This is a genomic window from Tenacibaculum sp. AWR4_210, from assembly GCF_056160945.1.
On sequence record NZ_JBSWYF010000020.1, the window covers coordinates 1 to 12678 of the forward strand.

General features: G+C 40.9%; 3 protein-coding genes and 2 pseudogenes. 4 read left to right on the forward strand and 1 reads right to left on the reverse strand.

Going from position 1 to position 12678, the window contains the following annotated elements:
• The coding region (locus tag ACXAG7_RS19670; RefSeq protein WP_476667887.1) for a gliding motility-associated C-terminal domain-containing protein at positions 1-6572 on the forward strand (6572 nt) is incomplete at its 5' end.
• Positions 6573-6607: 35 nt separating this feature from the next.
• A pseudogene (locus tag ACXAG7_RS19675) lies at positions 6608-7527 on the forward strand (PorP/SprF family type IX secretion system membrane protein).
• 79 nt (positions 7528-7606) lie between these two features.
• Here the strand turns inward: ACXAG7_RS19675 and ACXAG7_RS19680 are convergent.
• Positions 7607-8017, reverse strand: a complete 411-nt coding sequence (locus tag ACXAG7_RS19680) for a BrxA/BrxB family bacilliredoxin (RefSeq protein ID WP_408042284.1) — start codon at positions 8015-8017, stop codon at positions 7607-7609.
• Positions 8018-8197: 180 nt separating this feature from the next.
• Here ACXAG7_RS19680 and ACXAG7_RS19685 point away from each other — a divergent pair, with 180 nt between their 5' ends.
• Both ACXAG7_RS19685 and ACXAG7_RS19690 read left to right on the forward strand, forming a co-directional pair.
• On the forward strand, positions 8198-8947 hold the full coding sequence (locus ACXAG7_RS19685; RefSeq protein WP_476667888.1) for a TerB family tellurite resistance protein: 750 nt from the start codon (positions 8198-8200) through the stop codon (positions 8945-8947).
• A gap of 265 nt (positions 8948-9212) precedes the next feature.
• A pseudogene (locus ACXAG7_RS19690) lies at positions 9213-12678 on the forward strand (hypothetical protein); the annotation flags it as partial.

Below are 12678 nucleotides of genomic sequence, written 5' to 3' on the forward strand. Positions count from 1 at the left end.
CAGAAAATCTACCCTCAGGTGTAGAAGCACGTTTGGTAGGAGGTACTACTGTGGAAATCACAGGAACACCTTCTGAATCAGGAGTTTTTAATTATCGTATTCCACTTGTTGCCGAATGTGGCGATTTATTCGCTGAAGGAAGCATCACGGTGTTACCGCAAAGTACTGTTGATAACCTGGATAAGTCACAACGTTTATGTGTGGGCACACTGTTAACAAGTATCGAATATTCGGTTTCAGGAGTAACAGGGTTGGGAACACCAGAAAATCTACCCTCAGGTGTAGAAGCACGTTTGGTGGGAGGCACTACTGTGGAAATTACAGGAATACCTTCTGAATTAGGAGTTTTTCATTATCGTATTCCACTGATAGCTCAATGTGGCGATTTATTCGCTGAAGGAAGCATCACTGTATTACCGCAAAGTACTGTTGATAACCTTGATAAATCACAAACTATATGTGTGGGCACACTGTTAACAAGTATCGAACATTCGGTTTCGGGAGTAACAGGATTGGGAACACCAGAAAATCTACCCTCAGGTGTAGCAGCGCGTTTGGTAGGAGGTACTACTGTGGAAATTACAGGAATACCTTCTGAATCAGGAGTTTTTAGTTATCGTATTCCACTGATAGCCCAATGTGGCGATTTATTCGCTGAAGGAAGCATCACGGTGTTACCAGAAAGTACTGTTGATAACCTGGATAAATCACAAACTGTATGCGTGGGAACACTGTTAACAAGTATCGAACATTCGGTTTCGGGAGTAACAGGATTAGGAACACCAGAAAATCTACCCTCAGGAGTAGAAGCGCGTTTGGTGGGAGGCACTACTGTGGAAATCACAGGAACACCTTCTGAATCAGGAGTTTTTAACTACCGTATTCCACTTGTTGCCGAATGTGGCGATTTATTCGCTGAAGGAAGCATCACTGTATTACCGCAAAGCACTGTTGATAACCTTGATAAATCACAAACTGTATGTGTGGGTACCCTGTTAACAAGTATCGAACATTCGGTTTCAGGAGTAACAGGGTTGGGAACACCAGAAAATCTACCCTCAGGTGTAGAAGCACGTTTGGTAGGAGGTACTACTGTGGAAATCACAGGAACACCTTCTGAATCTGGAGTTTTTAACTACCGTATTCCACTTGTTGCCGAATGTGGAAATTTATTTGCCGAAGGAAGCATCACCGTAGTGCCGCAAAGCACTGTTGATAATGTTGATAAATCACAAAGTTTATGCGTGGGAACCCTGTTAACAACTATCGAACATTCGGTTTCAGGGGTAACAGGATTGGGAGCTCCAGAAAATTTGCCATCCGGAGTAGAAGCACATTTGGTGGGAGGTACCACTGTGAAAATTACAGGAACACCTTCTGTATCAGGAGTTTTTAACTATCGTATTCCTTTAACGGCCCAATGTGGCGATTTATTTGCTGAAGGAAGTATTGCCGTGTTACCACAAAGCACTGTTGATAATGTGGATAAATCACAAACTGTATGCGTGGGAACCCTGTTAACAAGTATCGAACATTCGGTTTCGGGAGTAACAGGATTAGGAACACCAGAAAATCTACCCTCAGGAGTAGAAGCGCGTTTGGTGGGAGGCACTACTGTGGAAATCACAGGAACACCTTCTGAATCAGGAGTTTTTAATTATCGTATTCCTTTAACGGCGGTATGTGGAAATGTATTTGCCGAAGGAAGCATCACGGTGTTACCGCAAAGTACTGTTGATAACCTTGATAAGTCTGAGAGCTTATGCGTGGGAACACTGTTAACAAGTATCGAACATTCGGTTTCGGGAGTAACAGGATTGGGAACACCAGAAAATTTACCCTCTGGTGTAGAAGCACGTTTGGTAGGAGGTACCACTGTGGAAATCACGGGAACCCCTTCTGAATCAGGAGTTTTCGACTATCGTATTCCTTTAACGGCGGTATGTGGCGATTTATTTGCTGAAGGAAGCATCACCGTGTTACCGCAAAGTAATGTTGATAATGTTGATAAATCACAAACTGTATGCGTGGGCACCCTGTTAACAACTATCGAACATGCAGTTTCGGGAGTAACAGGATTGGGAACACCAGAAAATCTACCCTCAGGTGTAGCAGCACGTTTGGTAGGAGGTAACACTGTGGAAATCACAGGAAGTCCTTCTGAATCAGGAGTTTTTAACTACCGTATTCCTTTAACGGCTCAATGTGGAGATCTGTTTGCTGAAGGGAGCATTACCGTGTTACCACAAAGTACTGTTGATAACGTTGATAAATCACAACGTTTATGTGTGGGAACACTGTTAACAACCATCGAACATGCAACAACGGGAGTGAGTGGAATTGGAATTACAGGCGGATTGCCATCAGGAGTAACGGCTAAATTTCAGAATGATGAGGTTGTCATTAGTGGAAGTCCTTCTGAATCAGGAGTTTTTAATTATCGTATTCCGTTGGTAGCCGAATGTGGAAATTTATTTGCTGAAGGAAGCATTACCGTGTTACCGCAAAGTACGGTTGATAATGTTGATAAATCACAACGTTTATGTGTGGGCACACTGTTAACAACTATCGAACATTCGGTTTCAGGAGTAACAGGATTGGGAACTCCAGAAAATTTACCCTCGGGAGTACAAGCACGTTTGGTAGGAGGTACAACTGTGGAAATTACAGGAACACCTTCTGAATCAGGAGTTTTTAATTATCGTATTCCGCTGATAGCCCAATGTGGCGATTTATTTGCTGAAGGAAGCATTTCCGTTTTACCACAAAGTACTGTTGATAACCTTGATAAATCACAAACTGTATGTGTGGGATCACTGTTAACAACTATCGAACATTCGGTTTCGGGAGTAACAGGATTAGGAACACCAGAAAATTTACCTTCAGGTGTAGCAGCGCGTTTGGTAGGAGGTACCGCTGTGGAAATCACAGGAACACCTTCTGAATCAGGAGTTTTTAATTATCGTATTCCACTGATAGCCCAATGTGGCGATTTATTCGCTGAAGGAAGCATTATCGTGTTACCGCAAAGTACTGTTGATAACCTTGATAAATCACAAACTGTATGTGTGGGCACACTGTTAACAACTATCGAACATTCGGTTTCGGGAGTAACAGGGTTGGGAGCTCCAGAAAACTTACCCTCGGGAGTACAAGCACGTTTGGTAGGAGGTACCACGGTGGAAATCACAGGAACCCCTTCTGAATCAGGAGTTTTTAATTATCGTATTCCGTTGGTAGCCCAATGTGGAGATCTGTTTGCCGAAGGAAGCATCGCTGTATTACCGCAAAGTACTGTTGATAACCTTGATAAATCACAAACTGTATGTGTGGGCACACTGTTAACAACTATCGAACATGCAACAACGGGAGTGAGTGGAATTGGAATTGCAGGCGGATTGCCATCAGGAGTAACGGCTAAATTTCAGAATGATGAGGTTGTCATTAGTGGAAGTCCTTCTGAATCAGGAGTTTTTAATTATCGTATTCCGTTGGTAGCCGAATGTGGAAATTTATTTGCTGAAGGAAGCATTACCGTGTTACCGCAAAGTACGGTTGATAATGTTGATAAATCACAACGTTTATGTGTGGGCACACTGTTAACAACCATCGAACATTCGGTTTCAGGAGTAACAGGATTGGGAACTCCAGAAAATTTACCCTCTGGAGTAGCAGCACGTTTGGTAGGAGGTACAACTGTGGAAATTACAGGAACACCTTCTGAATCAGGAGTTTTTGACTATCGTATTCCTTTAACGGCCCAATGTGGAGATTTATTTGCTGAAGGAAGCATCACCGTGTTACCGCAAAGTACTGTTGATAATGTTGATAAATCACAAACTGTATGCGTGGGAACACTGTTAACAACTATCGAACATTCGGTTTCGGGAGTAACAGGGTTGGGAGCTCCAGAAAACTTACCCTCGGGAGTACAAGCACGTTTGGTAGGAGGTACCACGGTGGAAATTACAGGAACCCCTTCTGAATCAGGAGTTTTTAATTATCATATTCCACTTGTTGCCGAATGTGGAGATCTGTTTGCCGAAGGAAGCATCACCGTGTTACCGCAAAGTACTGTTGATAACCTTGATAAATCACAAACTGTATGTGTAGGATCACTGTTAACAAGTATCGAACATTCGGTTTCGGGAGTAACAGGATTGGGAACTCCAGAAAATCTACCCTCAGGTGTAGATGCGCGTTTGGTAGGAGGTACCACTGTGGAAATTACAGGAACACCTTCTGTATCAGGAGTTTTTAACTATCGTATTCCTTTAAAAGCCCAATGTGGAGATCTGTTTGCCGAAGGAAGCATCACCGTAATACCGCAAAGCACTGTTGATAATGTGGATAAATCACAAACTGTATGTGTGGGCAGCTTGTTAACAATTATCGAACATTCGGTTTCGGGAGTAACAGGGTTGGGAGCTCCAGAAAACTTACCCTCGGGAGTACAAGCACGTTTGGTAGGAGGTACAACTGTGGAAATTACAGGAACACCTTCTGAATCAGGAGTTTTTGACTATCGTATTCCTTTAACGGCCCAATGTGGAGATTTATTTGCTGAAGGAAGCATCACCGTGTTACCGCAAAGTACTGTTGATAATGTTGATAAATCACAAACTGTATGCGTGGGAACACTGTTAACAACTATCGAACATTCGGTTTCAGGAGTAACAGGATTGGGAACTCCAGAAAATTTACCCTCTGGAGTAGCAGCACGTTTGGTAGGAGGTACCACTGTGGAAATTACAGGAACACCTTCTGAATCAGGAGTTTTTAATTATCGTATTCCTTTAACGGCCCAATGTGGAAATTTATTTGCCGAAGGAAGTATCACCGTAATACCGCAAAGCACTGTTGATAATGTTGATAAATCACAACGTTTATGTGTGGGTACCCTGTTAACAACTATCGAACATTCGGTTTCGGGAGTAACAGGATTGGGAACACCAGAAAACTTACCCTCCGGAGTTGAAGCACGTTTGGTAGGAGGTACCACTGTGGAAATTACAGGAACACCTTCTGTATCAGGAGTTTTTAACTATCGTATTTCTTTAACGGCTCAATGTGGTGATTTATTTGCTGAAGGAAGCATCACGGTGTTACCGCAAAGTACTGTTGATAACCTTGATAAGTCTGAGAGCTTATGTGTTGGAACACTGTTAACAACTATCGAACATTCGGTTTCAGGGGTAACAGGATTGGGAACACCAGAAAATTTACCCTCAGGAGTTGAGGCACGTTTGGTAGGAGGTACCACTGTGGAAATCACAGGAAGTCCTTTGGAATCAGGAGTTTTTAATTATCGTATTCCACTGATAGCCCAATGTGGCGATATATTTGTAGAGGGTAAAATAACTGTTTTTAAAAACAATACAGTATCGACAGGATCCTCACAATCAGAAGTTTTTTATGGGGATCACTTACCCGTGATTACTCATAAAACTACTGGGATAAACAAAATGATCAGTGTCAAGGGCTTGCCTAGAGGGGTTACTGCTCAATGGAAATCAGGACTGTTGGAGATTAATGGAATACCTGTGCAAAGTGGGGTTTTCAATTACAGTATTAGTATGGAAGGGAATTGTGGAGTTTCGATAGCTACTGGTATTATTAAGGTAAGAAATAAATTAGAAGTACGTGCCGATGACTTTATGCATAGTTCTTTTAAACCAGGAGATACCACAAGTTCAGTATTGGCCAATGATACATTAAATGGGCAAATGGTAGAGTTAGGAAATGGTCCTGATGAAGTATCCATGTTTTTGGTGAAAAGCTCGAACGTGTTGGAACTCAATAATGATGGGGCTATTTTTATTAAAAAAGACATTCCTTCAGGCATTTACAAGTTGCGTTATGAATTATGTGATCACAGTAGTTTACAGAGTTGTAAACAAGGTGAGGTAACGATTCGAGTTCTCAACGAGTTGCTAGTAGTTGACGATGGTTTTAAAAAGCCTCCCTTGTTGTCCGGATTAACATCCTCATCCATTTTTGCCAATGATAGTTTTCGTGGAACTCCAATAGTTTTAGGAGATAAGGAATTACAGCTGACTGTAAAAACTTTTGGATTGCCTTTAGGTATAGAATTACTTACAGATGGGACTCTTAGCATTTCAAGTCAGGTGAGAAAGGGTGTTTATCAATTTGAATACCAGCTTTGTGAAAATTTTTCAAATCCCAGAAATTGTAAAACGGCCACTGTAGTTGTATTTATTGATGAAGATAAAGATGGTGATGGGATTGCGGATTCTTTAGATAACCAGATTGTTCCTTGTTTTACAGCCTATAGTTATCTGACACCTAATGATGATGGTAAAAACGATGTGTTGATCATTAGTTGTCTTAATGAATCGAATTATAAAAATAATGATATCAAAATTTACAACAGATGGGGAAGTTTAGTGTACAAAAAACATGGATATCAAAATAATTGGAATGGAATTTCTGAGGCAAGTACAACTATTTCTAGCGGAAGTAGGTTGCCAACTGGTACCTATTATTATGTCTTTGATCCAGGAAACGGTAATAGTCCACGAGTTGGCTGGATTTATTTAAGTACAGAGTAAATATAATAGGTAGGAAATCACGTAAAATATAGACAATGAAACAGACGCGAATTCTATTAATAGTTGTAATTTTTCATTATTTTTTTAAAGGATGGAGTCAACAAGACCCCCAGTTTACGCAATACATGCTGAATGCTTTTTCATTCAATCCAGCTTATGCGCGGGCCAAAGAATATGCCGAGATTACCTTCTCGGCGCGTTCGCAGTGGATCGGTATTCCCGGAGCTCCGCGTTCACAGTTGTTAAGTGTTCGTGCGCCATGGAGCAATTCAAATTGGGGAATAGGTATAAACTTTATGAATGATACTGCGGGGCCTGTTAAGGAGCTTTCTTTTAATGTAGGAGCAGCTTATGAGGTGGAATTAAGTGGAAAGGAGACTTTGGCTTCCGGATGAGATTTGGAGGCAGTTATGTTCGATTAGATCATAATCTGGGGTATATTAAGGATACTGGGGATAGGAATCTTCAGGATTATATCCGTGGTATACGTCCCACTATAGGCGCTGGAATACTTTACAGAAATGAAAAGTTTTATTTGGGAATAGCCGTTCCAAATGTTGTTCGTACGAGTCGTGTAAAAAAGACAACAAAAGCTAATGAAGCCACCAATCGAATCCATTTTTTTGTGGATAGTGGAATGTGGGTGTATATCAATCAAAATGTAATGTTTAAACCAGCCATGATGGCAAAGGCGGTTTTTGGTGCTCCAATAACGCTGGATGTATCAGCTAATTTTTTGTTCAACAATAAGTTCAGGGTAGGTCTTAATTATCGATTAGGGAATGCATTGGGAGGACTAGTAGGACTCAAAATTGGCAATGCTTCCCTGTTGAGTTACTCTTATGACTTAACCACAGGAGCATACAGACAATACAACGCGGGAACCCATGAGGTTGTTTTAAAAGTAGGTCTTGGAGCTACAGGTAATCGCAATTCAAAAATAATATCCTTCTAAAGGAGAGTAGATGATGTAGTATTTAAATACCCTAAAAAAAACACCGAGTAAAATACTCAGTGTTTCTTTGTATGGTTTATTAACAGTGCTCGTCGTAAGCTGCTGCTAGATTTTGAGCGATAGCTTGAGCAGATCGACCTTCAATGTGATGACGCTCTAACATATGAACTAATTGACCATCTTTGAACAAAGCGATTGCTGGTGAAGATGGAGGAAATGGAATCATATATTCTCTAGCTTTTGCTGTAGACTCTTTCTCAACTCCAGCAAAAACAGTAGTTAAATGTTGAGGGCTCTTATCTGCACCTAAAGATGCAATTGCACCTGGTCGGGCAGTTCCTGCTGCACATCCACATACTGAGTTTACCATCACCAAGGTAGTTCCTTCTTTTGCTAAGGCGTTATCTACATCTTCCGCAGTGTATAAAGCGTCAAATCCAGCGCTGATCAACTCGTCACGCATTGGTTTTACTAATTCTTCTGGATACATATATATTAAATTTTTACAAAGATACCTCTTTTGTATGGGCACGCAAAATATTCGTGATAAGCTTATCTTATTGTAGCAATTACTACTTTTTATACCCGGTGAGATTTAAGATTTCCTTAAAATTTTTGTGAAAAGATATTCGTAGCATTTAAGTGTTTATATTTGAGGAAAAATATATTCATGGGAAAATTTGCGAAATGGTTGGGGGCTGGTGCTGGATTCACAATGGGAGGGCCCATTGGAGCTATAATAGGGTTTGTAGTAGGAAGTTTTATCGATGGAGTTTCTGTGGAGGATTTAAAAGCGGAACAACGAGAGTATCAGCAGAATACAGGGAATAGGAGTCAAGCCCAATCAGGCGATTTTGAAATTAGTTTGTTGGTATTGGCATCTATAGTTATTAAAGCAGATGGTAGAATCGATCAACGAGAACTCGATTTTGTCCGTCAGTATTTTGTTAGTCTTTATGGCAAAACAAGAGCAAATAATGCCTTCAAACTCTTTAAAGGTATCGTAAAGAAAGATGTTTCTGCAAGACAGGTTTGTATACAGATTAGGGAATATATGTCGCACTCGTCGAGACTACAATTATTGCATTTTTTGTTCGGAATAGCGCAAGCCGATGGACATGTTGCTCCTATTGAAGAAGAAACGATACATAAAATCTCATATTATTTATATATAAGTGATCGAGATTTTGCATCTATCCGTGCGATGTTCGAGCAAAAGTCTGAGAGTGCCTATGAGATCTTAGAAATAGAGAGAACAGCGAGTGACAGTGAGATAAAACAGGCGTATAGAAAGATGGTGAAAAAGTATCACCCCGATAAGTTGGTCGGACTAGGAGAAGAACACGTAAAAATGGGAAAACAGAAATTTCAAAAGGTTCAAGAAGCCTATGAAAAGATAAAAAATGAACGTGGTTTTTAACCATTCGTCGATACATTTTAGCACTTCTTAGGGGATTTCGTCGAATAAATTTTGTTAACATTTGTTAATTTATATATATTTACACCGTCAAACGAATGAATATATAAACCGACCCAGTTTACATATTTTGACGACTAACTACTAACAACTACATACTACAACACTACAACTACTAATACTAATACTACGAGTTATTAAGTCAATGACTCTTGCTTTTGCATGGCAAGATTTTGATTGGCTATTGTTAATGTAATATCTCATAGTTATGGTTAAAAATTACCTTTCAAAATATCCCTTGTGGATATTGATGTTCCTGTTGTTACCACTAGGAGCCTCGGCCCAAAATTGTACAGTACTCTCGGACTTTACAGCCGTTTGTATTGGCGCTTCTCAAACCTATGCGGCAGAAACTTCCGGAGGAGAAGCTCACACTATTAATTCAACAAATAATTACGGTTGTCTCGGTTCAAGTCCGAACTCACGCTGGTTCTATTTTAAGGTAGATACCGGGGGAAGTTTAGTGATCAACCAAACAAATTCAAATTTGGTAGATGTCGATGGAGCCATTTGGGGTCCTTTCGATACGTTGTCTGACATGACCACTTCCTGCGGATCTTACTCAACTCCGTTAGCCTGTGATTATGATACAGCAGCTGGATTTAATTTCAGTCTGACAGTGACAACTGGAAAGTATTATGCCCTACTGGTGTCAAACTTTTCTGGTAGCGCTACCAATATTACTTTAGCCGATGGTGGAAGTACTGCTGTGACGGACTGTTCTCCTGACATTCAGGTGACCAAAGCGGCAAGTGGATCGACCTTTAATGAAGGAGCCACAGTTAACTGGACCTTGACAGCCAAAAACGGTGGGGTGAATGATGGGACAAATATCAACATCACGGATGTCTTACCAGCAGGATTGAGTTACGTGAGTCATTCAGGCTCTGGAACCTACAGTTCTTCAACTGGAGTTTGGGCAGTAGGAACCCTCTCAGCAAATCAAACAGCAACGTTAACCATAACAACAACAGTAAATGCAAATACAGGTCCAACGACCATAACAAATACCATAACCAATGTAAGTTTAACCGAGACGGAGTCTAATGCACTACCCGATACCTTGAGCGATTCCATTACCATTAATGATCCGTGTAATGCAACCGCATCAGGGAATACAGATTCTGACGGAGATAATATCAGTGATGCCTGTGATCTTGATGATGACAATGACGGTATCTTGGATACCGATGAAGGATGTTCACAAAACGTTACCCTAACCCACGACTATGCTATAGGTTACTTCCAAGATGGAGGATCAAATGAAGTGAATATTGGAGGTAGTGGTGGAATTGTGAGCGCAACCAATTTCTATGACGGAGATGGTCCTGGAGTGAATGTCACGAAGCAAAGTATTTCTGGAGCAACGATTCACGATGTAACAGGAGTGAATCAATCGACTTTCGCAGCAGCACAAACTGACGGTGATTATATGGGGTCAACCTTGTTTACAGGATCTCAGACAAGAACCATTTCAAGATTTACATTTCCTTATTTAGGAAGTATATCGCAAGGAACTTTTACCGTTGCAGTAGTTATTTACGATCCAAATTCAGGAACAGAACACGTTCTGGATAGTGGAATAGTGGTATCCTCTAGTAATAATGGTGATTTTGATATGTCTAATGTGTTTGCAATGAAAGCAAATGCAACCTACGAACTGAGGGTGTATTTTTACAATGCCTCAGGGAATGTTCGTTTGGATAATCCCAGAGTAAGAACAAGTGTGGTTTCGACTACTTGTATCGATACGGATGGAGATTCAACTCCCGATTACTTAGATTTAGATTCAGATAATGATGGCTGTTTTGATGCTTTAGAGGCAGATGAAAATGTTACAGCAGCTCAGCTTGATGGAAATGGAAGAATTAATCAAGCGAGTCTTGGAGGTGTTGACGCAAACGGTGTTCCGAACCTTGTAAATTCAGGTGGAGCAGCTGATGCCGGTGGTGATCAAGGGCAAGGAGCGACAGGAAATGAAATTGTAGCAACCCAAGTAGTTGTTGATGCAACTGCTTTACAAAATAAGTCAGTAATTGAAGGAAACTCTACTAATTTTACAGTTACTTCAGTAACGGCAACAAATACAACCACTTTTACAGGAACCCCACCTAGTACTACACCAAATTACGGTGCAGGGAGTGCCGCAGCGGCAAGTACCTATCAATGGCAAGAAGATGGAGTGAACTTATCAGACGGAGGTGTCTATTCAGGAACAACATCTGCCAATTTGATGATTTCCAATGTGAATGGATTAGATGGTAAAGTGTACAAATTGATTGTGACACACCCGAATAATGAGTGTATTAGTATTGAGAATAGTGCTACGCTTACAGTGCTAACAGATTCTGATGGCGATAATGTAGCCGATATAAATGACTATGATGATGACAATGACGGGATTTTAGATATAGATGAAAGACCTTGTTTTGCCTTCTCAGATAATTTTGGAACTGGTACAGGTAGTCCAGCTACTAGTCATCCCAATGTTCCAGCAGCAAATGTACAAAACGTAAGGGTTGGTACCAATGCTGATTTCCCAGGACAATCGTGGTATCAACCCAATTCAGGAGCAGATGCTGCTGGAGAAACAGAAGGGAAATACCTTGCATTAGATAATCCACAAGGTGTGACCCCTGTATTGATGTATTCAGAAACACTAACAGTGCAGGCAAATGAGCAATATTCGTATAGTTTATTTGCAGCGGCAGCCAGAGAGGTTAGTGGTCAGCCACTATCAAATTATCCTGATGTTCGTATGCAAATTAAGGATGGAATGGGAACCGTTTTACAAACGATTAATACGGGAGCAGTATCTTTAAATTGGACGCGTTACGAGTTTTTGTTTACTTCAACAACGACTTCAGTAACAATAGAAATCTATAACAATAATGCAGGCTCTGCTTATAATACGCTTTTAATAGATGAAATTGCGATATCATTAATCTCTTGTGATACCGATGGTGATGGAACACCAGATTATCTTGATACCGATTCAGATAATGATGGTTGTTTGGATGCGATTGAAGGAAATGAAAATGTGACAGCTGCCCAATTAGATGGAAATGGAAGAATAAATATAGCCACCCAAGGAGGTGTCGATGCAAATGGTGTACCTAACCTCGTAAATTCAGGAGGTGCAGCTGATGCCGGTGGTGATCAAGGTCAAGGATTGACCGGAAACGAAATTGTAGCGGCTTCAGCGCAAATTAATACCCAACCTAGTACCGCAGTAAGCATTTGTACTGCTGACTCAGGTTCGATTTCAGTTGGAGCAACTTCGTTAACTACTACTACTTTTACGGGGACAGCTCCTGCTAGAGTTCCAGACTATAGCGGGAGTACTCCTTCAACAACAGGATTAGTATACCAGTGGCAAGTGCAAACCGGAGGAGCGGGAGCCTGGAGTAATTTGACGAATACAGGAATTTATTCGGATGTAACTACGACGAGTTTGACTATCACGAATCCTACTACTGGAGTTTCAACAAATAAATACCGTGTGGTTATTACCAGTACCTTAAATGAATGTATTAGTTTAACTTCAGGAGAATCAACGTTAACAGTAAACACCACCCCAACCGCACCAACAGCAAGCGCACAAGCATTCTGTAGTGCCGATAGCCCAACAGTAGCTGATTTAGTAGCTACGGGAACGGGAATCCAATGGTATG